This window comes from Pseudorhodobacter sp. MZDSW-24AT, assembly GCF_002794355.1.
GTDB lineage: Bacteria > Pseudomonadota > Alphaproteobacteria > Rhodobacterales > Rhodobacteraceae > Pseudotabrizicola.
Genome location: NZ_PGOI01000002.1, coordinates 95,547 through 118,425, shown reverse-complemented (window position 1 = coordinate 118,425; position 22,879 = coordinate 95,547). Strand labels below are relative to the sequence as shown.

Here is a 22,879-nt window from a genome sequence, read left to right as displayed (position 1 = left end):
CACAATCTCGCTGTTGGCTTTTTATTTCAATCGTTCACGAACCCGTGATTATTAAGCCGCCATCATCCGCTCCCCTTCCTCCACAAAGTCAGCCCGGCAGACCTCTGGCAGCACATCAGCACCGGCCAGCACTTCGGCCAAGGCGCTGTGCCAGTCGGGCGAGATTGCAGCCGCGCGCAGATCGGCCAGCAGGCCGGAATAGACGTTATCGGGAATGAAGTGGGGCATGGCGCGTTCCTGTGTTGCTGGTGACACCTGCCTAGCTGACTGAAGATTCAGTCGTCAATACGCAAAAGTAAGCAATTTCAATGGCTTATGTAGCTATCTAGCTAGATAGCTATTTACCGGATCGGAAAAGTCCGAAGGTCGGGTCAGCCCCGGCTTGCGGCGATCCAGCGGGCTGTTTACGAAAGTGGTAGAAACAACAAACTGGGATAGATCGTGTTTATTCATAAACTTGCGGCGCTAGCCTCCATCGTGTTTTTTGGCGGCGTTGCGGTGCCAGCTTTCGCGGATGAAGCATTGGAGAGGGAATATGCAACTTTTTTGGCGGATGGGCCGTTGAAGACAGCGCTATCCATCAAGCGGGCAAGCTTCGCTCGAACGCTTTCCGAAATAGAATGCAACTACCAAGCTGAAGTCACCGCTACCGACCTAGACGCGGTCGCCGCTGGAATGACTATCGAGCAAGTTAGGTCGGCAAATCGAGCAGCTGGCGAATCTACTATCGCGCATGATTTTATTGCGCGTCACGCTGACTTTAAAGCGAAGGGCGCTATCGCGAGTGTCAGAGCGCGGATTGTGCTGCAAGTGCAAAATGCTTGCGCGAATGCTGCCGAAGCTTTGATTACACCTATTGAATAAAAAAAGCCCCGCCGGGAAGGTAAACCGGCGGGGCGTTCTATAAGGGCACAGTTGGAAGCCAGCCCCTTTGCGCGTTATAATATAACACCGCTCAGGCGGGGCGTTCAAGGGGTCTTCGTCTGCACCCGCAAGAAAATTTGCTCACAGGTCTCCACATGACGCTCAGCCAGCACTCGAAGTTCAGGCGGTAGCTCATGACAGCTTGCAGCCCTGATCTTGCGCTGCGCCGGTGAAGCCCACGGGCCAGCCAGAGCTACTATAAGGGCTTTGGGATCAACACGTTTCATCTTTACTCCTATGCTCGCCGCTTGCAGCGGCTCCCTGCGCCTCGGCCTTCGGCCTCGTTGCTGGCCTCCGCGCTTCGCGCTCGGCCCCAGTTCTCTCGCTCTTTCATCCCGCAGATGTTTCCTCTGATCTTGCACAGAGTGACTATCACCTGCGGAAAAAGGTCTTTCCCCCTAGGACGACACAGAACCTAATCTGTGTCGTCCTAGGGGGATCATCTGCGTGTAACAGGTGGTGAAGGGCTTCTAACACTAGGTGGCTTCCATTGACCTAGCAGCGCCCCGATCCCGGCCTTGCGGCCAAGCGGTTGCAGTCTTTCGACTGCGCATCATGTCCGACTTACCTTCAATCAAAACATGATCGGTTGTTGTCACCCAGAGCCAAAAGGCTCGCCCGACAGAGCAACCGTCTTTCTGTGCCATATCGTCCGAAGACCGGCGGCAACCGTTTGGGGCGTCCGATGCTTTCCATCGGGGGGCGATCCAGAACGATCTTTCCTGCACCTTCCAGCTAGGCGACTCGCTGCCCGGTCATGTTCCCGGCGCTGGCGTTCATAATGTGGCTGGTATCTTGTGTCGGTGAGCGTCATTCCCCTAGGGTGTCGGCTCAAACCTGACTGCTTTGTGCTTTGTGCTTTGTGCTGCCTTTCCGGCGCTTTGAACATAGCCGGAACAGGCAGAGGTTTCAAGACATTATCAACGCAGCATTCCGCCCGGTCGCATCTGTTTCATCAGTTCGGACTGCACCAGCCCCCGGAACATGCGTTCGGTCTGTTCCGCCACCTGCCGGGCCAGATCGGCGTTCTGTTGCTGCGTTCCGCCGTTGGCGTTCACCGTCACCGGGGCATTGATGGTGACGCTTGAGGCGGATGCCGTCGCAGGACTCATAGAAGAGTCACCAGAGGCCCTTGCGATCTTTCCGGTGTCACCCACTAGGCCACCCTCTGCATTGCCCTTGCGGGCGCTCCTATGGAGTCTGTCAAGGTTGCCAGCGCCAAGGCGGGCAACGGACTCTTGGCTGAACACAAATTCGCCTTTGTGAACCACGCCCGCCGGTTCGTATTTGCCACCGTTGCCCGTGTAGCCACCATCTGCGAACCCAAGGAGACCACCAACAAAGCCAGCGCCACCGATGCCGCCAAAAATACCCATCAGCGCCTTTTGCATCTGAATCTTGGCGATCTCCAAGAGCAGGGCAGCCACCGCTTCCTCGGCAGACTTTGCGCCGGTCAGGACGCTGGTGAATACATCAGACAGGGCTTCGGCCCCTTTCTGCCCGCGTTCCTCAATAGCTTGCATGTCGTCGGCGGCCTTTTGCGCTGCGTTCCCGGCTCTCAGGTGCGCGTCAGCCAGTCGGTCGATCTCAGCGGTCAGTTCGGGCGTGATCTGCTTTCCAGCGGTCTGTGCAGCGTTCAGAAGGTCAGCACGGGTGCGGGCGAACTCGATGGCATCCGCGTAAGCCATGCCCGCCCGTGACGCTGCCACCAGCGCCACCGCTTGCGCGTCCAGTGCCGCTTTCTCGCGCTGTAGCGCCTCAACTGCGCGGGCGAACTCATCCGCTAATCTACCAGCACCACCGCCGCCACCCCCGCCACCGGCAGGCTTTCGTGATTCAGGCAAGCCGAAGTCAGGATCATTTGGCGCACCCCTTGGCCGGGGTGATACGGTCGGTGCAAGAGGGCTAGGCGGCAACAGATCGTCACCAGAGGAAAGCGGGGTGCCGGTGTCCATCAAAGACAAAGAACTGATCTCAGCCCGCGCAGCGGCGGCAGCACCGGGCAACAGCTTGAGCCAGTCCAGCAGACTGGACACCTGACTGATCACACCAGCCAGCCGCGCCCGGTCCAGATCATCCATCGCGGAAAGGCTGGCCTCTGCCTCAAGCACAACGTCGCGCAAGGCGGCTGCAAATTCTTCGCCGGTCATGGTGCCATCCGCAAAGGCGCGGGCAGTGTCACCGATCCGGGTCGCAAGATCGGTCAGGGTGGTGGCCCCGGCCTCATTACCTACACCGCGCAACATGGTGCTGGCGTCGGACAGCGCCGGGACCAGTTGGCGCGCCTCATTGGCCAGATCGGCGTATTCAGTCTTGAGGCTTTCGATCTGCGCCAAGGTCGCTTGCGGAACTTCGGGCAGCCCTTCCAAGGCAGCGGCCACGTCATCACCGACAACACGCGCGGTCAGGTCTTTGTCAAAGGTCAGCTTGGCGCGTTCGCGTTCGACAAAGCCGAAGTAAAGGGCAGCCTCCACCACCCCACTGCGCCACATGGATTGCAGCCGGGTCGTGACCTCACTGAACTTGGCGTCCAGTTCAGCCGCCTTGTCGATCATCTCCCGATCCATAACCAAGCCCAGATCACGGGCGCGGGCGATCTGTGCGGAGATACCGGCAGCGCCCCGGTCCAAAATCTGCACAAAATGTTCACCGCCGGTGCCACCGAACAACTCATCCGCGATGCGGATTTGCGCGGCCTTGTCCAAGCCTTCCATGCGCTTGACCAGTTCCAGCATCAGCGCGGACGGGTCTTTCAGCTGGTCGCTCAACTCACCCGCGCCAAAGCCCAAACGCTTGAAGGCATCGGCAGCGCTGCCGGTGCCGGTGATGATGAACTCATCCGCGCGCAAGGACAGTTCCTTAAAACCATCGGTCAGGGCGTCCACGCTGATACGGTTTTGATCCGCGACGTAGGACCATTCTTGGAACGCTTCGGCCTGCATCCCGGCACGTTTGGCTGCGTCACCTATTTCCGCGATACCGCGCACCGTCTGGCGCACAGCTGCGACACCACCCGCCACACCGATGCCTGCCACCGATCCGGCCAGACCGGCAAGCTTTGGCAGCGCCACGGTCTTGAAGGCATTCGACATGCGCACACCGGCGGTCTCATAGCTCTTCGCCATGCGGTCGGCGGATTGCTTCGCCCGGCGTTCCATCTCGCGGGCGGCTTTGCCTTGTGCCAAGTTGGCTTTCTTCAAGGATTTCTCAAGGCGATCAATGCGCGCCTCGACGGGGACGATTAGGCCGGGAAGATCAACAGTCATTTCAAACACTCACTCATCAAAACGCAAAAATTCCACCGGCACCGGGCCGATTGTAAGCTGATTGGTTGGTGGACCCCAAGGCCAGCCGCCCCACCGCCATGGCAGCCGCCACCGATCCGTCAATATGGCCGTGCTGCGGATCGGCCTTGGCCTGCCGGATCAGGCCAGTGTCATTCACCACGGCAGCGACACCGGCGAAGTGATTGCGCAAGACCGGGTGGCCATCGTGGCGGATCAACCGGCCATTCACCGCGCGGATCAACTCGCCATTGGCAGGCCCCATGGTCGCAAGGCCCTGTCTGACCTCCACCATCGGGATACCATCATTGAACAGTTCGGTGGCAGCCGCGCGGAACTTCCACGGGTCATAGGCAACTTCCTCCACCTGATGCCGGGCGCAGATTTCCGTGATCTGGTCTTGCACCGCTTGTTGCGTCACCACCGGTCCGGATACCTCGATCACCAGACCATCTTTGATCCATTGCCGATACGGGACACCCTCAAGACGTTCGCGGGCCTGCAAGCCCTCGCCCTGAAGAAAGAACCACGGCTTTATCGTCACCTGACCATCATCATGACGCCACGCGGCCACGATGGCGGCAAGGTCGCCCGATTGCGCGTAATCGATGCCAAGATAGCACGGCAGGTGTTCAAGGTCGTCTTCGTCATCGTCAAACCGGCGGGTGTCATAGGTTTCAAAGTTGAACAGCGGCGTCTGACTGTTGCCCATCCATTCGTTCAGGTTGAACTGCCGGAAGGCATACATTTCCGCCGGGTTGTCGGCGGCCTCGCGCGCCATGCTGCGCAAAGAGTCCAGATCGGGGAAGCCGTAAGCCAGACCGGGGTTCACCCGCTGCCACAGAGCCTCATCCTGCCAATCGTCACCCTCTTGCGGTTCAAACAGGATCGGCAGGTATTCTGGGTTCACGATCTCGCCCACGGCCACCTTGCGGGCGTAGGTGTAGCGCTCGGCAGCCAGACCCTCGCGGCCTCGGCCTGCGGTTGTTGCGACCACGGTTAAGCCGCCGGGGCGTTTTGCCATGCCAGACTTCAAGGCTTCCCACAGGTCGCGGCCCCGCCAAGCGTGGATCTCATCCACCAGAACAAAGGTCGGCGTGGTGCCGTGCTGCGCTTTGCCATCCGAAGAAATGGCTTTCAGGGTGGAACCGTCCAAGGCGCTCTTGATCGTCTTTGGCGCGTTGTTCGCGTCGTAAATCTTGGTCACAGCGCGCAAGGTCTTGCCCTCGCGCACCACGTCTGCGGCCTCGCGAAAGCCAATGCCAGCTTGTTCGCGGTCACAGGCGGCAAAGATGATCTGCCCGCCCGGCACCCGTTCTGGCCCCAAGAGGTGCAACAGCGCCAAGGCAGCGGCCAGACTGGTCTTGCGGTTGCCGCGCGGGATCAGAAGGAACACCTCTTTGACGATCCGACTGCCATCAAGATTGCGCGGGCCATAGATGCGGCGCACGATCCGCTCTTGCCACGGGGTCAGTTGAAACGCCCGGCGGGGTGCGGTGCTGGCGGGGTGTTTCAGGCGGCGCAGGAACTGCACCGCGCGTTCGCCATGGCCCAGAGGGTCGGGAATCGGGCTGCCATCAAAGACCCATGCCGGATAGGTGCTGGTCATCGTCACACCGCCAAGGGGTCGTCATCGTCGGTGTCACCCGGCGCTGCCGATCCGATCCGCGCCCGGCTGGTCGGGGTCAAACCATATTCGGCGGCAAGCTGGCGGGCGGTCTGCGCCGCCCGGTTCCAGATACCGAACTGCACCTTGTCGATGATACCGCCTGTCTGCACCCGCTGTTCCTCGATCTGGCGACAGATGCCAACAGCAGAGGCGTAAGCCTCCACACCAGCCAGATCAGCACGGGTGATGATCCGCCGGGCGATCAGTTGCGGCATGATCCGCTTCCACTCCGCCTTGGCCTGCGCTGACAGATAGGCCGGTGCTGGCGGTGTCTTGATTAGCGCTTCGGTGTCAGCAGAAAGGGCGGGCTTCACACCGCGAAGATGCTTGGAACTCATCGCACTACCCTGCTAGCGTTAACCGCAACTTTAGAGAAAGAACCCCGCCTGATATGAAAGACGCTTTGATAATAATTTTGCTCGCGACCAATGCCGTAACCGGCTTCGCGTTCTACGAGTTGGAAAAAAAGACGAGTGAGGAAATTCTGACGCTCAAATCGACATCTACCACCAGCGCCGAACGCGACATTTATGGGAACTCTTGTGTGAAGTGGTTGGCAGAGGAGGGTGCGAAAGAAGGAACGCGGACAGGCGAATTCTATCTTGGTAGATCGTGGCGAAAGCATGGGCAGTTGGTTTTTGAGGTGATTTCTCCGCAAGACGACATCGGCAAGGCAAGGGGTGACGCGCTCTGCACCTATGATATTCAGAGTGGCATGATGTATTCTTACACTGGCAGTTCGCGGTCGACTTGGCTGTTTTACTGAAAAGATCATACCGCCACCGCCCGCAACTCAAGGCCACGTCTGCGCCCGATCTCGGCAATGGCGACGATGTTCCACAGCTTGCCACCGTGCTTGATCCGGTCTGACACCGACACACCCGGCAGCCAGCGGATCACAAACACCGCATTGTCAGCCACGCCCTCGCCGTAGGTCGTCAGGAACTCGGACACGCCCGCCTGACGCAGTTCAGCCTTGCCTTTGGCGTAGGTGGCCCATGTCTTCACCACCGCACCAGATGGCTGCACAGCCTCTGTCAGGCGTTGCAGTTCGATCCGCTGTTGCAGCCTTCCAGATTGCATCATGGTCATACCCTCCACCGCACAACGGCCTCAAGGGTCATAACTCCATGGGTCAGCGACAGTTCGGGCTTGGGGTCGCGCAGCCAGACCAAACGCGGGTGCTGCCACTCATCCACCATAATACCGGCAGCACCGGCTGGCCCAAACTCAAGCGCCTGATACACCGCTGCCCCGATCTGCCGCGCAACATCTGCGCCATCCTCTTGCGCCCAGACATGAAGGGTCAGGAACACGCGCGCCAAACGCTGCGAACCAGCAGCACAGCCCAAGAACTCGGTCTGCGCATCGGCAAAGATCACCGAAGGCAGCCGATCGGGCCGGGTGCCACCGGCGCGGATATTGTCAGGCAGCACCAGCGCCACCACCGAAGGCGATGCCACGAGTGACGCGCGGACAGCCGTCTGAAAGGCCAAAGCAGGATCAAGCATTGCCAGCCCCCGCCTTGCGGATAGCCTGCGCCACCGCCCGCCCGATCCGGCGTCTGGTGCGGTCTTCGGTCAACCGCGCGGCGGGCAACAGGAACGGTTGCGGTTCGGTGCCGGGGTGCTGCGTTCCGGCGAACTGACCACCGTTGATGTGCGGCTCAGTGCCGAACTCGATCAGATGCCCATGCCGCGCTTGCGGATTGCCCACCGTCACTAGGGCTTGGTTCTCAGCAGCCGCGCGACGGCCACCCCCTTCGGCATAGGCGGGCGTCACCGCACCAGGCGGGGTAACTGCAATAGAGGCTTTCAGGTCGCCCTCATCCTCCGGCACCAGCGCCCGCGCCATATCGGCCAGATCATCGGCACCCTGCACCAGCGCCGGGCGAACCAGCGCCACGATCTCGGCAGGGATGGCAGCCAGACGCTTGGCCAACTTCGCGGATTGTCTCATCAGATCATCGGCCATGATCACACCACCCAAGCACGGTGCGCTTGCACAAGGTCATGGACACCGAAGGGAACCGCGTATGGGTTGCCGCCCGTGGTCGCGGCCTCGCGCAACTCATACCAATAGGCGGCCAGCATCAGCACCGCTTGCTTGATGGCTGCCGGTGCAGGGCTTGGGATCGGGCCACCGATGAAACCGGAAATATAGGCTTCGGCGGCGTCGATCTTGAGCGTCAACAGGGTGTCGTCATGCTCGGAATCAAGGTTCAGCTGGTCCCGAAGTTCGGGAACGGTAATTGCAACAGGCATAAAGGCAACTCACTATCATCAAATATTGTGATGATAACATGCGCCATTCATAAGGAAAAGTTATATTCCGCGTATCTTGTGCGCACCTCCCCCCGCCGGTCCAGTGGAAAGGGCGGAAGTTTGGAAGTGCCCCACCCGCTCTTAACCTCCCGACATGCACCTTTCTTCCGGTTGCTCCAGAGAGATTGTTCGGTCAGCATATGAATTAATGATTCGGTGGGAAATAAGATTATGAGACGTTGGCAGGAAGATCTTTCAAAGCATCCTATCAATACGACCTTGCAGCAGCTTGAGGAGGCGGCAAGGGCAGACATCGATGAAATAGATACAGTTATTAACTCAGAACGCGAACGATTTCTAAAAGTAGTATTACTCATGCGCCGAGTGATTACTGACCTTGATCCGGATTTAGCTCCTATCGACATACTTGACCAGCTTCAAAGCCAGCTGACATCTCATGGCGTTATGAACTCAATGAACTCTTTCATCCAGACAAAGGAAGGAGGCCATATACGCAATGCAAACAACCAACTTGCCCCAGCGCTAAGCTACATTTACCAACTGAGTTCGCTCAAATTTTCTAGATCAACCAAACGTGCCGATATCGATGCAGCATCCGTTAGCTTCTCAAACTTCTCTAAAAATTTGGATGCAGCCACCCAAGAGTATATGACTTACGCTAGTAATTCCCTAGAAGCTATCACTTTGTCTTTAAAAGAATCAAAGCAGATAAGTGAAAGAGTAAAATCATCTGAGGAAGAATTTAGGAAAGAACTAACGGTTCTTAAGAATCAAGCGACAGAGATTTCGAATTCACAAAAAGCAGAATTTTCAAGTGCACAAGCTAAAAGGCTAACTGATTTCGCTGAGGCATTAAGTGCGATTAAACTCGACGCCGAAGTATCTCTTAAGGAGATTTTTGATCAACAGGAAGCGGAAGCGTCGGCGAAGCAACAGAGGACAAGAAACGCATTAGACGAAATAATTGTTGATGCTGAAGACAAGCAAGAAAAAATTTTAAAGCTTTATAGCCTAGTTGCACATGATAGCGTGACTGGCGGACATAAAAATATTGCCGATCGAGAATACTCAGCTGCACAATGGTGGAGGCGTGGGACAATTTTTTGTATCTGCATAACCACTGCGTGGCTAATATGTAGTCTGGTCTATCTACAGCCTGTCTTGGAACCAGAAAGACTTTTCTGGACTCAGATTGCAAAAGGCATTGCGCTTACTGCGCTCCTCATATCATTCGCAGTTTATGCATCAAAGCAAGCAAATCTGCATCGAATAAACGAGAGAAAAGCCAGAGCTTTTTTCCTTCAGGTTCAGGCATTTGATCCGTTCATTGAGAACCTTCCGGATGACAAGCGCTGGGAAATGAAGCAGGCTCTCAGTGCCCGAATTTTCGGTTCTGAAGATTCAACAATCGAACGCAAGCTCGTTGATGACGCTGACTTTAAGGGTGTTGAACAGGTTATCGGGCTTTTCGAACGCCTGAAGAAAGCAGCAGGCAAATAGATAGTATAACAATTTTTGCGCGATCCTGTAGCTCTCCCCTCACATATGCGCCGCGCAGATTATCGTCGCCAAAGGCACCAAAAGCCTATTTTGGCAGAGTTTGAACTGTAGGATCGCATGGTCTAATTTTTCCAGCGACATCGGATAGATCGTCATTTGGATCATCACTGAAATTCTCGTGGGGATGAAGTCCCAATCGTAACGACTGAGACATGATTTTATTTGGATCAGATAGAGCTACCGGATTAAGTTCAACATCAAGAAATATTCCGTTCTTCTTTGCCACACCAGTAGCCAACAAAACCTTTGATGAGTTTAAAAATTCGACCAGCTCCAAGTCCGCAGTGTTGCCGCCCAATCTTACCGTAGCAAACAGTATAGCCTGTGACCACATGTTCCCAGCGACACATAAAGAATCGCCGCGCACCTCGCCAATAAGAGTGTTTCCATCAGCCTGATCAAATATGAAAACTAGATCTGTGCTTTCAGTGAATTGTGAATAAGGGATATCTACATATCCCTCCGGAAAGTTTGAATAAACCCCGATCCATGCATCTGGAGAGTAAACCTGCGATACAATCTGCGAGATGGCTTCAGGCGTTGATTTCAAGAAAGACAGAATGTTTCCAGGTAGTAAAAATGTGAAAACCATTATTGCTGAGGCTAGAGTGAACCATCTCTCTAAACGACGCGCGATCCCTACTTCGCTAAACTTGCCGTTTGACTTAATGACGTCTCTTTTTTTTTCGCGCGTTCTTCCTCATCTGGAACAGCAAGCGATTGTTAGGTCTTAACATCTATTCAGTCTCCTGATCTCGCTGGAATATACAGACAATCCGCATGGACGCTACGAAAGTTTAAGTGAATCCTCCTTCATATGCACCCCCCGCAGGTCACTGGGAGCGCAGCACGTCCTCCAAAGGCCAGCCGTGGCGCAGGCGGCTGTATATGGTTGATGGTGTCAGACCAGTGATTTTCGACCATGCCAGCACGGTCACGGTCTTGCCTTCGTGCGTGAGCGTTTTCCCGCGTTTGCGTCTGGTCTGAATCCCTTCGTCAGACAGTATCGGCACCCCAGCCACCCGCCTTTGCATCCGCTCCACCAGTGCATCGGACTCTACACCGGCCAAGGAACAGACCGTGGCAAGGTCTTTGCTTGGCGTGGTCAGATACTTGCGGGCCTCGGCTGTTTCCTCATAGGCACTTTCAGGGATCGGCCAAGAGGAAGGATCAAGGCGGGCGTCTGCGATGGTTCGCGACAGCACCTCTTGCCACAACTCGCGCTCAGGCACTGGCCCGTTCCTTGCGCTGTTTCTGGCCGTTGTGACAGTTTGCACAAAGCGCTTGCCAGTTCTGACGGTTCCAGAACAGGGCATCATCGCCCCGGTGCGGAATGATGTGATCTACCACGGTCGCGGGCGCAAAGCAGGATACACAGCACGGATGCAGGGCAAGGAACGCAGCACGGGCCTTACGCCATTCGTGGTTATAGCCGCGCTGTGCCGCTGTAGGACGGCCTGAATCGTGGCGTGCGTTGCGTGCGCGGGTGCTGGCGATCTGACACGCACAGCGGGTGCCAGAGGCCACCAGACGGCCACAGGCGCAGGCACGGGGCGGCGCAGGCATCAGAGGACCGGCAGGATCGTGGCTACGGTCGTGCTGTTCACATCCACCGCATTGTCGATACGCAAAATGCCGCTGATCATGGTGCCACCTGTGACACACTCGCCATAGACGATAGGCACGATACCGCCTTCGCGAAGGGTCACTTGCGGGCCGGTCATGGTGAAGGATTTCTCGGACTCGCTGCCATCCATCTGAGGCGCGAGCATCGTGGCCACGCCGCTCAGGGTCAGGCCGACACCGATGTGACCAACGGCGCTGCCAAGCGTCATAGAACCCCCAGCGCCCAGGGTGGTTGCCATGATCGGCCCGCCAAACATCGCAAGACCAACAAGCAGAAGACCGGCCAGCACCTTGCCAAGACCACCACGGCCACGGCCTTTGATCACCGGTATGATGTGAATGTCTTCGGTGCCGATGTGCTGGCGCGTGATGGTGTTCTCATCCAAGACTTCGCCCTTGGCCTGCGTCTTGCCGATCACCACACGGTAGAACCCATGGCGCAGAAGTTGGATGAAGCGCGGATAGTTCGCGGCAAGGGCTTGGAAGGCTTCGGCGGGGCTTTGGATTTCAAAGCGGTGCGATGGGCCGAACTCTTTCGCCAAGCGACCATAAAGCCGGATCGTGTTCATGTGTGTCTCGCTTTCAATGCTCTCAGCCCCTCGCGATCAAAGGCGGGGTCAAAGCCCTGTTCCTCGATCTTTTGCAGCCGCTCCTTGCTGTATAGGTCGCCACCCTTCGCGGTGTCGGTTGGGATGCCAGCTTTGCGCAACTCGCGATCAGCCTGCATCTCAAGGGCGGTGATGATCTCGGCCACGCTGGCATTCCAGACCTCGGACGGGGGCCAGTGCAGCCAACTGGTCGCCCGGCTGAACAGTTCTGCGAAGAACCGGGCCAGCGGCATCGGATCGGATGGCGTGTCAGAGGGGGCTGCCTCGCCCTCGGCGGGTGGCAACACCGACACCAGAAGGTCAAGGCAGGCCGCTTGCGCTGCATGCACGAACTGCGCAAGCGGATGGGTTGCAGCATAGGCCAGCAGCCGTTCAGCCTCTTGCCGATCCGTGGCACCGGCGCGGATGACTGCGTATAGCGCTGACAGCTTCTGCCGGGCGATCTCATCCCAAGTGGCAGCGATACCGCCCGGCAGTGTCTCAAGGGCCACCGCCACTCGCAAAGAGGCGCGCAACGTCACAGCGTGGGGGCCATGACGCAACAGAACCTCAGAGGCGGGGCGCAGCGGCTCAGGCATGGGATACGCTCAGTGTCGCGCCTGTCTCAGCCCAGACCCAGACAAAGCCAGTGCCACCGCTCGCCACCACACCGGGGAACAGGTGGTGCAAGGGTAGATCGGTCAGCAGCACGCCAAGCGGTCCAAGCTTCACCGCCCCGCGCAGATCATCGGGGGCGGTGTTGGCGGTGGTGACTTGAACGAACAGGCTGGAATGCGGCGACAGGTTTTGCAGGCGCACGGCTGCCACCGCACCGCTCGTTGCCAGCGTGAACAGCTTCGGTGCGATGGACAGCGTGTCGTGCATCGCCTTACGCAGCCATTTTCAGCTTGCGGAACACATCGGTGCGCACCACGCCTGCACCCACCCGGCGGCGGGCGTGGAACAAGGCAATCCCGTTGATCCGCTGCGTCAACAGATCGGGCAGGACGTCCAGCGCAATGCGGTCATAGATGCGGTAGCCCGCCTTGAAGTCACCGAAGATGATGGGCGTGGCACCGGCGGCGATATCCGGCATGTCTTTGGCTTCCACCACCGGGCGACCAAGGATCGTTTCCGGCTGGCCTGCCTGATAGGACGGCTGCCACAAATAGTTGCCGTTCCCGTCCTTGAGGGTGCGGATCACCGCAAGTGTGGTGCCATTCATCACCCAAGACCCTCGGCTGCGATAGGTCGCGGGCATGGCATACATCAGCCGGATCAGCGCATCAGCGGAAAGCGTGGTGGCGTGTCCGTTGTTCGTCTCGGCGATACCGGCGGCGGTCATGTAACCCTGCGGTTCAACAGCCGTAGTTCCCTTGACGAACGACAGCGCCTCTTTCGCGCCAAAGTCTTCGGCCAGCGCAAGGCGCACCTCGGCCTCCACGTTGCTGGAATCTTCCAGCATACGCAGCGAAAGCGGAACAAAGGTTGCGACCTCTTTCACTTCGATCTGCATTTGATCGAATGTCGGTTCGCTGGCGGTGCGGGCGGTCGTCTCGCCTACCCAGACAGCATTCGTGATACCGGTGCGCTTGGGCAGAAGGATCGTATGGCTGCCGGTCGTGCGCACGTCAGCGATGGCGCGGATCGGGCTGAACTCCACCAGATTGCGGATGAACTCGCCCGACGTTTCCTCCGGTGCCAGCACATAGGCCGGGGCATCAGCCGCGACGGTCAGCGCCTTTTTGTCAAAGTCAGCACCTTGCAGAAAGCTGACAAAGGCTTTGCTCTCGGCAGCGCCCTGAACAATGGCAGGCGCACCGGGCCGGTTGCCTTTGGCCTCGATCTTGTCCAGACGGGCCAGAACGCTTTCAAAGGCTTTGGTGTCGATGTGCGGCGCATTGGCCGGGGTTTGGGTTTCTTCAAGTTCCACGGTAAGTTCCTTGTGCAATACATTGGATTTAATAGAGGTAATCTGTGCGCCCGGATGGGCCGGGACAGCGACAACAGAGATTTCATGCAGATCAAGGGCGCTGATCGTGCGCCCCTTTGCGTGTCGCTTCGCCGATCTGGTGACAAAGCCGATAGACAGGCCAGAGACAGCCCCCGCGCGGATCATGGCGCGCACTTCGCGGGCGCGTTCCACGTCATCCACCAAGAGCTTGCCCTTGACGGTCAGACCTTCGGGGCTTTCCGCGATCTCATCCCAAACGCCGATCACTTGGCCTTGGTCATGGGCGAAGAGCATGGGCAATGAGGCCGGGGCGGCGAATGCGCCTTTCTCGATCACATCACCCACCCGGTCGGGCGAACCAAACGGCCACGCAAGGCCGGTGATCTCGCCCGCGTCGGTGACTGACAGCGTGGCCTTGAACTCTAGGCGGTCGGTCATGCGGCCACCTGTTCCGCCTTGCCAGACCAGCGCGCTTCCATGATCTCAAAAGCCAGCGGGAAGGTCTCGGACAGCGGGCGGTTGGCGGCGTAGGTGGCGCACAGGCGCTTGGCGGTCTCAGGGGTGGTGCCAGCGCCGATCAAACCCAGCCGGATGATCTCGATCAAGATCGTGGCCGGATAGGCCATGTTCACCAGCTGCAAATACAGCGCACCGACACCAAGGCCGGTCAGGCGCTCAAGTTCGGCCAGCATCGGATCGGTCAGCGTAAAGGCGTGTTCACCGTCACCGAAGAAAGCGCGGTGCGTGATCTGGTCAGTCATCTTGGGGTTCCTCTTGGGATGGCGCAGGCGTGGCGCTGGTCGTGGTGAAGGGGTTTTGCAGCGCGTTGCCATCAGCCATCGGGGGCAGGTTCAGACCGCTGCGCACTTCATTCGCAGTCATCGCCCCCATGGCGCGGTATTGGCCGTATGCGGTCGCACGGGCGGCGGCAGTGGTGGTCAACAGATCGTCGGTGACGAACTCGATATACAGGCGCTTGCGTTCCTCTGGTGTCAGCAGGCAGCGCGCGTAAGCCCAAGCCCATGACGACAGCCACGGCTTGAGCGTCACCTGTAGGAACTGCCGGGCCATCTCTTCGGTGTTGGACCAAGTGCCACGGGTCAGCTCAAACAGCATCGTCGGCGGCACCCGGAACACGCGGGCGATCTCGCGGATTTGCTCAAGGCGATTTTCCGCGAACTGCGCATCGGTCAGTGTCATGGTGACAGTCTCAAACGACATGCCCTCATCCAGAATGGCAGTGCCACCAGACCGGCCAGCGCCATGGGCGGCGGTCCAGCTTGCGGCCAGCTTCGTCTTCGCCTCATCCCCAAGCGCCTTTTCGCTCTTGAGGATACCGCCGGGCTTGCCACCGTTGGCGAACAGCTTGGCGATATGGGCTTCAAATGACAGGGCCAGTCCGATGGCCTCATGACCCAGCTTGATCGGGGCGATACCACCGAAGGCGCTCAGGTGCAGAATGTCTTGGAACGGCACCGTGCGCTTGGCGTCATCAAAGGCGACGATGTAGGACGGCTCACCATCGGCCAGCGTGTCCACCTGAACAGCGGTCGGCTCAAGCCGGTGCAGTTCAAGCGGTGCGCCCGCATCATTGCGCACGACAAACGCAAAGCCATGGCCGTGCAACAGAGCGTCGGTCGTGATCTGGACGCGCAGCGCCTCGGCACTGGTCCAAGGGTTGGCCTCATCATGGATCAGCGTATAGGCCGGATGATCTTTGACGTTCTCGCGCGTGTCGCGGTCATAGACCTTGGCAGGCAAGCTGCCCGCTGTTTCGGCGATCAGCGACACCGCACAGGCGACAGCCGGAACTTTCATGGCAGAGCGGGGGCCGATCGAAACACCGGCCCCCGTTCCCGTGATACCGAAAAGCTGAAAGGCTTCGGGATCGGTCAGGGTAAAGGATTTCGCCTCTGGCTTTGGACCAAAGGTATATTTGAACCGCTCAACAACACTCTGAAACACACAACACCGGAAATTCGGACACTCGGTAATGTGCCAAGAATCTCACAGGTGGAATCAGGGTTCAAGAGGTTTGTTATGTTATAACGTAATAAGGTGATCCAGATTCAACTTCGGATAAGCAATGGCGTTCACCAGTTCCACCCGTTGCTCAAGCATCCCTTGAGGCATGATGCCATATTTTCCGGTCATGGTCTGTTCAGCATGTCCAAGGATGAAACCGAATTGCTGATCCAAGAAACCACCCCTGCGCAAAGCATCGGCTGCACCATGGCGGAAAGAATAGAGGCTAAGGCCCCTGCCCTCTTTTAATCCGATCTTGGTCAGATACCGCCCGAACTCGCGCGATACATCTGCCATCATCTGCCCGCGCGCATTGCGAACCGCGCCGGGAAACAATGAGGCCCCGCCCTCTTTCACGCGCTTCTCATGGTAGCGGATAAAACCAAGCCGGATCAGTTCAGGGTGAACCGGAACCACGCGCATTGAACCGCCGGTCTTCACCGACTTCCCTTGATCGGTGTCGTCGCCTTCGGTCGTGATGTGCATGATCCATTGCCCATGCTGTTCCCGAACAACTGAAACCGCAAGCTGGCCGATCTCACCGGGTCGCGCCCCAGAGAACAGCATGATCAGCGGCACCCAAAAGCGGTGATCTCTGATCAACACATCACCGGGCTTTGCCACGTTGCGCCATTCATCTGCGCTTTTACAGCCGGTGAACCAAGGCGAGTTGAATAGCTTGGTCAGCTGTTCCGTATTGAAAGGCAAAGTCTCTGCCTTGGCTTCCTTCTTCAACATCAGCCCTTCGGTCGGATTGACAGTCAGATAGCCCTGATCAACCGCCCATGACAGGAATGCGCCAAGGCTGGATAGGTAGCGGTTCACCGTCCTGTCAGCCAGCACGGGCTTGCCCACCTTTTCGTTCGCCTTGATGATCTGGTGAATGTTCATGCCAGCAAAGACTTTGGTTTCAGTGGCCTTGACCGGATACTTGACCAGAAGCTGTTTCCAAGTGCGCACTTCAACTTTCGTGATCTTGGAAAGGGGGAAGCTGGCCCCTACCACGTCTATGAAGGTGCCAATATCGCGCCGTGACTGATCTATGCGATCCTTAGCAACGCCGTTTCTATTCTCACGGGCGAAAATCTCGAAAACTTCCATGATGGTTTCGCCGGGCTTGGCAACTTCGCGGCGCAGGCCCGTGGCAGGCTTCACCAGAGGGTCAGCGGGCTGGCCGGTGTAGTCGCCCCGGTCGCGCTCAAGGGTGCGCTGTAGCGCCTCTATCTCGGCCCGCATCATGTGCCGGGCAAGGCTGATCCAGTCAGGTGTTCCACGCTGCACCAGAAGGCCGGTGCGCTGTAGGTAGTCGTCAACCTCATGGGCGATCAGGGCAGTCTCACCCCTCGCCAAGTGCTTTTTCAGATCGGCCAGCTTTGCCTTGCGCGCCTCTGTGCTGATCTCGCCCGCCTTCTGCATGACTTGCAGGTCCAGCGTGGCGTTCAAGACTGACAGAGGATCAATGCCGGTGATCTCGCCCCGCTCCACCTGTGCAAACAGTTCGGCTTTCTTGGCCTCTATTTCGACCTCTCCCGGTCGTGTCCCGCGATCCTGATCATCGCGGGCGAGTGACGCAGTGTATTGGTCCCAAACAGCGTTCTCACGGTCAGCAGGCACCAGCGCGCGGCGGTTGCGAAGGTCTTCAAACTCGCGCAGCCAACTGGCGATAACCGGGTGCAGGCGGCGCTTCGCTTCGGCCTCATCCTTCGTATGCAATGACAGCTTGAGTGTCGGCTTTTTCAGCACCGGCACCAGATCAAGAGGCACGTCAATACGGGCGTAGTAGACAGAACCACGCCGCCAAAGATACGAAACACGGGCCAAGAAAATCTCTCCAAAATGAGGCATCCGGACCACGATTCCGGAACACCCGCCCGGAACAGTTATGGCTTGAAAAGATATTATTTGTCAATTACATACAGGAAAATAAGGGCTTAGAAAATTCTGTAATAATGTCCTGGCGCCCCAGCCAACCACCTCTTAAATGCAAGTGCTTGAAATCCGGTTATTTCGGTTTTGATATGCGCCTAGCGCATAGCGGGAAGACCGTTTGCTGCATTGCAGCATGGCGGGTGGAGACCTAGATCCTTGGCATCGCCAATGACAAGGATCAGGAGTTTCAAATGTCATCGTCAGCGCCAGCCGTGCAGGGCTTTTCCTTTGCCACTCAAGCTGTGCTATCCCGGATTGCAGACGCCTTCACGATGTTCTCGGCCGCTGTTGCTGCCTCGAATGCGGTCGAAGCCGGTCGGCGTCCTGATGACGCCGTACTCAAGACACTCGGGATCGCGCCAGACGCGCTGCCATCCAGCCTGACCTGAAGCGCGCAATGGATTGTGGCCAAGTCCCACGGGTAATGGTGGGACTTGGCATGATCCGTGTCAGCCTCTTGCCGCCAAAGCTTCGGCCAGAAGGGCTTTCACCGCTTCTGTCGGAACATCCGTGGCCACAAAGGCGTCGCCGATGCCGCGTGCGAGGATAAAGCGCAACTGGCCATCGACCACCTTTTTATCCTGCGCCATCATCGCAAGCAGGACATCGACATCAGGCAAATCGCCGGCAATGTCTTTCAGGTCGACCTTGGTGCCCATTGCGCGCAGATGGGCGCGCACCCGGCTTGGGGCTTCCTGCGCACACAGCCCCAGCCGCTGTGACAGTTCGAATGCCAGCGCGCAGCCTATGGCCACGCCTTCTCCATGCAGCAAACGCTCGGAATACCCGGTGGCCTTTTCCAAAGCGTGACAGAAGGTATGGCCAAGGTTCAGCAAGGCACGCTCACCCTCTTCGGTCTCGTCGCGGCTGACGATCCCAGCCTTCATCTCGACGGACCGGCGCACCGCATATTGTCGCAAGGAGGCATCTTGCGCGATCCTGGGCGCATGAGCTTCGAGCCATTCGAAGAACGCGGCGTCCCCCAAAAGACCGTATTTCACCACCTCGCCATAGCCTGCCAGAAAGTCTCGGTCGGGCAGCGAAGCCAATACATCGATATCAGCCAGAACAAGGGTTGGTTGATGGAACGCGCCGACGAGATTTTTGCCCTGCGCCGTGTTGATGCCGGTCTTGCCACCAACCGAGCTGTCGACCTGCGCCAGCAAGGTGGTGGGAATCTGCACAAAGCGCACGCCCCGCCGCAAGACAGCCGCAGCAAAACCCGCCAGATCACCGATCACACCGCCACCAAAGGCGATCACCAGATCGCGGCGCTCGATTTTCTGCTCCAACAGCCATTCCGTGGTGCGGGCGAAATCAGGCCAGCCTTTGGTGCTTTCGCCTGCCGGCAGGGCAAGCGCCGTGGCCTCGATCCCTTCGGCGGCGAACGAGTCGAGCAAGCGCTGCAAATGAAGCGCGGCGACGGTTTCATCCGTCACCACCGCGACCTTGCGCCGCCGCAAAAACGGCCTGACCTGCGCGCCTGCCGCGTCGATCAGCCCCGGCCCGATCCGCACCTCATAGCTGCGCGCGCCCAGATCAACGGGCACCACATCAAGTGTCATAGCGCTTCTCCTTCCAAGACGTCGGGGCGCGTGCGCAGCGCCTGAATCACTTGGGTTGCCATATCCTCGATCGACAGATCAGGACTTGAATCCACCGTCAGATCGGCTTTTGCATAACTTGGCACCCGCGCCTCATACAGGGCGCGCAGCGTTTCTCGCGGATTGGCGGTGCGCAGCAAAGGCCGGGTGGTCTTGTGCCGCACTCGGCTCCACAACAGATCCACATCGGCCCGCAACCAGACGGCAACGCCTGTGTCAGAGATCAGCTGGCGGTTGGTCTCGGACAAATAGGCCCCTCCCCCTGTCGACAGGATGCAGGCGGGGCCACGCAGCAGACGTGCCAGAACCTCGGTTTCCCGCGCACGAAAAAACGGCTCGCCATCGCGCTCAAAAATCTCGGCGATCGAGCGACTGGCCGCGCGCACGATTTCTTCATCCGAATCGACGAAAGGCACCCCGAGCGCTGTGGCAAGTGCCGTCCCGACCGCGGTCTTGCCCGCGCCCATCATCCCCACCATGGCGACCGTCTTTTTCAGGCGTGCCACGTTGCCTCCTTCGCTTGATGGCCCTGTCAGACCTGTCCCACCGTCTGCGAGCAAGCTTTTGCCCGCATCACGCGCATTTTTTTGTTCATGGCGTGAACTCGCTGCGAATGCCATATATAATCGCGCGCAAGATCGTGGCGATAGCGGCCCACAAGGGCCAAGGCGCGGCGACACTCGCCAAAAACACTGCGTCATAACGGCGGGGTAAACCCGTGGTGCGCAGAAATATCGGGCTGGAAGGGCAGGAAGACATGGTGGGACGTCTCATCAAGATGGTGTTTGTGTTGGGTATCTTGGGATTTGCGGCATTGACGGGCTATGCCTATTTGGCAGATCTGTCCCCCAGTCAGACGGAAGTCACGGTTCCGGTGACGCTGAATGCCGACTAGACTGCCCCACACAGCTGCGCTGATTGTGTTGGTCTGCGCAGCCGGGCCGATCCATGCCCAAAGTCAAGACAGCCCGCTGTCTGCCATTGATTGGCTGTCAAGCTCGGTGGCCACCCCCGCTGGGTCGGCCATTGGCACCCCGGCCCTCCCGCCAGAGGCACCGGTTGTTTCGGGCGGGGCCCTGCCGCAGGATGTGGCGGTTTCCGTTCTGGATGCGCCCTCACCGGACGCCATCGGTCTTTTGTCCAGCGCCACGACGGGCCTGCCCCGCACCCTTTGGGGTTTGGCCATGGAAGAAGAGGTGCGCACGGCCATCGCGCGTGATCGCAGCGATCTTTTGCCCGCGCTGCAGGCCCTGACGATGACGCTGATGTTGGCAGAGGCGAGCCCGCCGCCCGACAGTTCGGGTCAGGGGCGTCTGCTTCTTGCGCGGATCGACAGATTGCTGGCGATGGGCGCGCTGGATCAGGCAGCCGCGCTGCTGGACGCCGCCCCCTCGGGCGATCCCGAGCTGTTTCGTCGTGCTTTCGATGTTGCGCTTCTTACAGGAAATGAAGAGCGCGGCTGCGAGGCGATGCAGGCAACGCCCAATCTGGCGCCCACCTTTCCAGCACGCATATTCTGTGTGGCACGCTCGGGGGATTGGAACGCTGCGGCCCTGACGCTGCGCACGGCGCAGGCCTTGGGATATGTGACCGAGGAAGAAGATTCCCTGCTGTCCCGCTTTTTGGACCCCGACCTGTACGAAGGCGACGCCCTGCCCCCTATCCCCGCACGGATGACTCCCTTGGCATGGCGGATGTTTGAAGCAATTGGCGAGCCGCAGTCCACCGCAACGCTGCCCCTTGCCTTTGCGCATGCCGAGCTGCGCGATACCGCAGGCTGGAAAAGCCAGATCGAATCGGCTGAACGCCTTGCGCGGGCCGGAGTGATTGCCCCCAATGTCTTGCTGGGGCTCTACACCGAGCGTCTGCCCGCCGCTTCGGGCGGAGTGTGGGACAGAGTAGAAGCCTTCCAGCGCTTCGAAACTGCACTGCGCGCGGGCGATCCGGGTGCGGTCGCGCAAAGCCTGCCCGCCGCTTGGGCGCGCATGACCGAGGCCGAGCTGGAGGTGCCTTTTGCAACCCTGTTTGCCGAGCAGCTGTCACGCCTCCCTCTCACGGGAGACGCGGATCGCATCGCCTTTGAGCTTGGCCTTTTGTCCCCCGACTATGAAAACCATGCGAAGGCCCGCACCGCGCGGAGCCCGCGCGAGGCGTTCCTGATCGGGCTCGCCACGGGTTCCCTTGGGGGCGCGATCCCGCCCGACACCTTGGGCCGCGCCATCGCGCCCGCCTTCTTGCACCCCGGCACCGCGCCAGAATTCGCGGCCTTGATGGACCAAAAGCGCATGGGAGAAGCCATCCTTCTTGCCATCGAAAAAATCGGACGTGGCGTGCAAGGCGATCTGTCGGGCGTCACCGACGGTTTGGCCTTTCTGCGCCATATTGGGCTTGAGAACACGGCACGACAGACCGCGCTGGAGCTGATGTTGCTGGAACGGCGCGGATGACCAATCCGCCTGCCCAATCCGAACGATGGATCTCTGCCTTTCTGGAAGCCCATTCCGCAGAGCTCGACGCCGCGCGAAACACGCAATTGGCCTATGGCCGTGATTTGAAAGATTTCGCCGATTGGGTCGCCCATCGTGGCATCATCTTTGCCACAGTGACGCGCGAGGATGTCGAAGCGTATCTCGTGTCTTGCGATGCGAATGGCTTGTCCAAGGCCACCCGGGCGCGGCGCCTGTCGTCGATCCGGCAATTGTTCCGCTTTGCACATGAGGAAGGGTGGCGCGCAGACAATCCGGCCATTCGCATCAAGGGGCCGGGTGCGGTTCAGCGGCTCCCAGATGCCTTAAGTCGGGATGACGTATCACGCTTGCTGGAGGCAGTGCGCAGCCATGGGCGCAACCCCACGGAGCGGGTCCGCAACACGGCAGTTCTGGAACTGGTCTATGCCACCGGCATGCGGGTGACCGAACTGGTGAGCCTTCCGGTTTCGGCTGCGCGGGGTGACCCGCGCATGATCCTTGTGCGCGGCAAAGGCGGCAAAGAGCGCATGGTGCCCCTTTCCGGGCCAGCGCGCGCGGCATTGGCGGAATGGTTATCCCTGCGCGATCAGGCCGAAGATGCAGCGCGGCTGGCAGGACACCCGCCTTCGCGCGCGCTGTTCCCCGGTCCGGGGGCCGAGGGTCATCTGACCCGGCAACATGTGCACCTTATGCTGAAGTCGCTTGCCATCGCGGCCGGTGTGTCTCCCGCGCGCGTCACGCCGCACGCCTTACGTCATGCCTTCGCGACACATCTGCTGGCGGGGGGTGCGGATCTGCGTGTCATCCAGACCTTGCTGGGGCATGCGGATCTCTCCACCACGGAAATTTACACGCATGTGCTTGACGATCATTTGAAATCCTTGGTTCTGACGCATCACCCGCTGGCAAAACCGGGCAAGAGTTCTTGATCCGCTGCCGCTCTGCTTTCATAAACGTCGGACCT

At 58.9% G+C, this 22,879-nt stretch carries 27 protein-coding genes; 7 read left to right on the top strand and 20 right to left on the bottom strand.

Features of this window, described 5'->3' with window-relative positions; genetic code table 11:
• Window positions 1-51: 51 nt before the first annotated feature.
• The gene (locus CUR21_RS18540; protein WP_157791921.1) at window positions 52-228 is read right to left on the bottom strand and encodes a hypothetical protein; all 177 of its coding nucleotides are present in this window, start codon (window positions 226-228) and stop codon (window positions 52-54) included.
• A gap of 213 nt (window positions 229-441) precedes the next feature.
• Between CUR21_RS18540 and CUR21_RS02240 the strand changes: the two genes are divergently transcribed.
• Window positions 442-864 carry a hypothetical protein gene (locus tag CUR21_RS02240; protein WP_100195393.1) on the top strand — a complete coding sequence of 141 codons (423 nt, stop codon included), beginning with the start codon at window positions 442-444 and terminating at the stop codon, window positions 862-864.
• A gap of 980 nt (window positions 865-1,844) precedes the next feature.
• Here CUR21_RS02240 and CUR21_RS02235 read toward each other — a convergent pair.
• From CUR21_RS02235 to CUR21_RS02225, 3 genes are read right to left on the bottom strand one after another with little or no spacing between them, the layout of a single operon-like run.
• On the bottom strand, window positions 1,845-4,190 hold the full coding sequence (locus tag CUR21_RS02235) for a phage tail tape measure protein (protein ID WP_100195392.1): 2,346 nt from the start codon (window positions 4,188-4,190) through the stop codon (window positions 1,845-1,847).
• Window positions 4,191-4,206: 16 nt separating this feature from the next.
• The gene (locus tag CUR21_RS02230) at window positions 4,207-5,817 is read right to left on the bottom strand and encodes a terminase large subunit (RefSeq protein ID WP_100195391.1); all 1,611 of its coding nucleotides are present in this window, start codon (window positions 5,815-5,817) and stop codon (window positions 4,207-4,209) included.
• A gap of 2 nt (window positions 5,818-5,819) precedes the next feature.
• Window positions 5,820-6,215 carry a phage terminase small subunit P27 family gene (locus CUR21_RS02225; protein ID WP_100195390.1) on the bottom strand — a complete coding sequence of 132 codons (396 nt, stop codon included), beginning with the start codon at window positions 6,213-6,215 and terminating at the stop codon, window positions 5,820-5,822.
• A gap of 53 nt (window positions 6,216-6,268) precedes the next feature.
• Between CUR21_RS02225 and CUR21_RS02220 the strand changes: the two genes are divergently transcribed.
• A complete protein-coding gene (locus tag CUR21_RS02220; RefSeq protein WP_100195389.1) occupies window positions 6,269-6,643 on the top strand; it encodes a hypothetical protein in 375 nt (124 codons plus the stop codon).
• Between the two features lie 5 nt (window positions 6,644-6,648).
• On the opposite strand, the gene CUR21_RS02215 is transcribed toward CUR21_RS02220, so the two are convergent.
• Genes CUR21_RS02215 through CUR21_RS02200 form a run of 4 tightly spaced genes read right to left on the bottom strand, consistent with a single transcriptional unit; the run spans window position 6,649 to window position 8,141 of the window.
• Entirely contained in the window at window positions 6,649-6,963 is a 315-nt protein-coding gene (locus tag CUR21_RS02215) for a phage head closure protein (RefSeq protein ID WP_157791920.1), read from the bottom strand.
• 2 nt (window positions 6,964-6,965) lie between these two features.
• A complete protein-coding gene (locus CUR21_RS02210) occupies window positions 6,966-7,388 on the bottom strand; it encodes a DUF3168 domain-containing protein (protein WP_100195387.1) in 423 nt (140 codons plus the stop codon).
• Window positions 7,381-7,851, bottom strand: a complete 471-nt coding sequence (locus CUR21_RS02205; protein ID WP_100195386.1) for an HK97 gp10 family phage protein — start codon at window positions 7,849-7,851, stop codon at window positions 7,381-7,383. Before CUR21_RS02205 ends, CUR21_RS02210 begins: the two co-directional genes overlap by 8 nt.
• 2 nt (window positions 7,852-7,853) lie before the next feature.
• Complete coding sequence (locus CUR21_RS02200; RefSeq protein ID WP_100195385.1) at window positions 7,854-8,141, bottom strand: head-tail connector protein; 288 nt, start codon at window positions 8,139-8,141, stop codon at window positions 7,854-7,856.
• A gap of 231 nt (window positions 8,142-8,372) precedes the next feature.
• Here CUR21_RS02200 and CUR21_RS18535 point away from each other — a divergent pair, with 231 nt between their 5' ends.
• Complete coding sequence (locus CUR21_RS18535) at window positions 8,373-9,662, top strand: hypothetical protein (protein ID WP_157791919.1); 1,290 nt, start codon at window positions 8,373-8,375, stop codon at window positions 9,660-9,662.
• Between the two features lie 85 nt (window positions 9,663-9,747).
• Here the strand turns inward: CUR21_RS18535 and CUR21_RS18530 are convergent, their stop codons facing one another.
• The 10 genes from CUR21_RS18530 to CUR21_RS02155 form a co-directional block, all read right to left on the bottom strand.
• Window positions 9,748-10,314, bottom strand: coding sequence for a hypothetical protein (locus tag CUR21_RS18530; RefSeq protein ID WP_157791918.1), 567 nt, complete (start codon window positions 10,312-10,314; stop codon window positions 9,748-9,750).
• 241 nt (window positions 10,315-10,555) lie between these two features.
• Window positions 10,556-10,954: a hypothetical protein gene (locus CUR21_RS02195; protein WP_100195384.1), complete on the bottom strand. Its 399-nt coding sequence runs from the start codon at window positions 10,952-10,954 to the stop codon at window positions 10,556-10,558.
• Window positions 10,947-11,288 carry an HNH endonuclease signature motif containing protein gene (locus tag CUR21_RS02190; protein ID WP_100195383.1) on the bottom strand — a complete coding sequence of 114 codons (342 nt, stop codon included), beginning with the start codon at window positions 11,286-11,288 and terminating at the stop codon, window positions 10,947-10,949. Before CUR21_RS02190 ends, CUR21_RS02195 begins: the two co-directional genes overlap by 8 nt.
• The gene (locus CUR21_RS02185; RefSeq protein WP_100195382.1) at window positions 11,288-11,917 is read right to left on the bottom strand and encodes a tail assembly protein; all 630 of its coding nucleotides are present in this window, start codon (window positions 11,915-11,917) and stop codon (window positions 11,288-11,290) included. The genes CUR21_RS02190 and CUR21_RS02185 overlap by 1 nt, the downstream gene beginning before the upstream one ends.
• Window positions 11,914-12,534, bottom strand: a complete 621-nt coding sequence (locus tag CUR21_RS02180) for a hypothetical protein (protein ID WP_100195381.1) — start codon at window positions 12,532-12,534, stop codon at window positions 11,914-11,916. Before CUR21_RS02180 ends, CUR21_RS02185 begins: the two co-directional genes overlap by 4 nt.
• Window positions 12,527-12,820: a hypothetical protein gene (locus CUR21_RS02175; protein ID WP_100195380.1), complete on the bottom strand. Its 294-nt coding sequence runs from the start codon at window positions 12,818-12,820 to the stop codon at window positions 12,527-12,529. Before CUR21_RS02175 ends, CUR21_RS02180 begins: the two co-directional genes overlap by 8 nt.
• 4 nt (window positions 12,821-12,824) lie before the next feature.
• On the bottom strand, window positions 12,825-14,327 hold the full coding sequence (locus tag CUR21_RS02170) for a phage major capsid protein (RefSeq protein ID WP_100195379.1): 1,503 nt from the start codon (window positions 14,325-14,327) through the stop codon (window positions 12,825-12,827).
• Window positions 14,324-14,650 (bottom strand): gene transfer agent family protein, encoded by a 327-nt coding sequence (locus tag CUR21_RS02165; RefSeq protein ID WP_100195378.1) that lies wholly within the window; start codon window positions 14,648-14,650, stop codon window positions 14,324-14,326. The genes CUR21_RS02170 and CUR21_RS02165 overlap by 4 nt, the downstream gene beginning before the upstream one ends.
• Window positions 14,643-15,854 (bottom strand): phage portal protein, encoded by a 1,212-nt coding sequence (locus CUR21_RS02160; RefSeq protein WP_100195377.1) that lies wholly within the window; start codon window positions 15,852-15,854, stop codon window positions 14,643-14,645. Before CUR21_RS02160 ends, CUR21_RS02165 begins: the two co-directional genes overlap by 8 nt.
• Window positions 15,855-15,932: 78 nt before the next feature.
• On the bottom strand, window positions 15,933-17,735 hold the full coding sequence (locus CUR21_RS02155; RefSeq protein WP_100195608.1) for a site-specific integrase: 1,803 nt from the start codon (window positions 17,733-17,735) through the stop codon (window positions 15,933-15,935).
• 299 nt (window positions 17,736-18,034) lie between these two features.
• Between CUR21_RS02155 and CUR21_RS02150 the strand changes: the two genes are divergently transcribed.
• The gene (locus CUR21_RS02150) at window positions 18,035-18,232 is read left to right on the top strand and encodes a hypothetical protein (protein WP_100195376.1); all 198 of its coding nucleotides are present in this window, start codon (window positions 18,035-18,037) and stop codon (window positions 18,230-18,232) included.
• A 60-nt stretch (window positions 18,233-18,292) separates the two neighbouring features.
• Here CUR21_RS02150 and aroB read toward each other — a convergent pair whose 3' ends face one another.
• Together aroB and CUR21_RS02140 are read right to left on the bottom strand one after the other, a co-directional pair.
• Entirely contained in the window at window positions 18,293-19,408 is a 1,116-nt protein-coding gene (gene aroB / locus CUR21_RS02145; protein WP_100195375.1) for a 3-dehydroquinate synthase, read from the bottom strand.
• Window positions 19,405-19,953: a shikimate kinase gene (locus CUR21_RS02140; RefSeq protein ID WP_255413769.1), complete on the bottom strand. Its 549-nt coding sequence runs from the start codon at window positions 19,951-19,953 to the stop codon at window positions 19,405-19,407. Before CUR21_RS02140 ends, aroB begins: the two co-directional genes overlap by 4 nt.
• 212 nt (window positions 19,954-20,165) lie before the next feature.
• On the opposite strand from CUR21_RS02140, the gene CUR21_RS02135 reads away from it, so the two are divergent.
• From CUR21_RS02135 to CUR21_RS02125, 3 genes are read left to right on the top strand one after another with little or no spacing between them, the layout of a single operon-like run.
• The gene (locus CUR21_RS02135) at window positions 20,166-20,342 is read left to right on the top strand and encodes a hypothetical protein (RefSeq protein WP_157791917.1); all 177 of its coding nucleotides are present in this window, start codon (window positions 20,166-20,168) and stop codon (window positions 20,340-20,342) included.
• Window positions 20,332-21,894, top strand: a complete 1,563-nt coding sequence (locus CUR21_RS02130; RefSeq protein WP_100195373.1) for a hypothetical protein — start codon at window positions 20,332-20,334, stop codon at window positions 21,892-21,894. Before CUR21_RS02135 ends, CUR21_RS02130 begins: the two co-directional genes overlap by 11 nt.
• Window positions 21,891-22,844 (top strand): site-specific tyrosine recombinase XerD, encoded by a 954-nt coding sequence (locus CUR21_RS02125; protein WP_100195372.1) that lies wholly within the window; start codon window positions 21,891-21,893, stop codon window positions 22,842-22,844. Before CUR21_RS02130 ends, CUR21_RS02125 begins: the two co-directional genes overlap by 4 nt.
• Window positions 22,845-22,879: the final 35 nt, after the last annotated feature.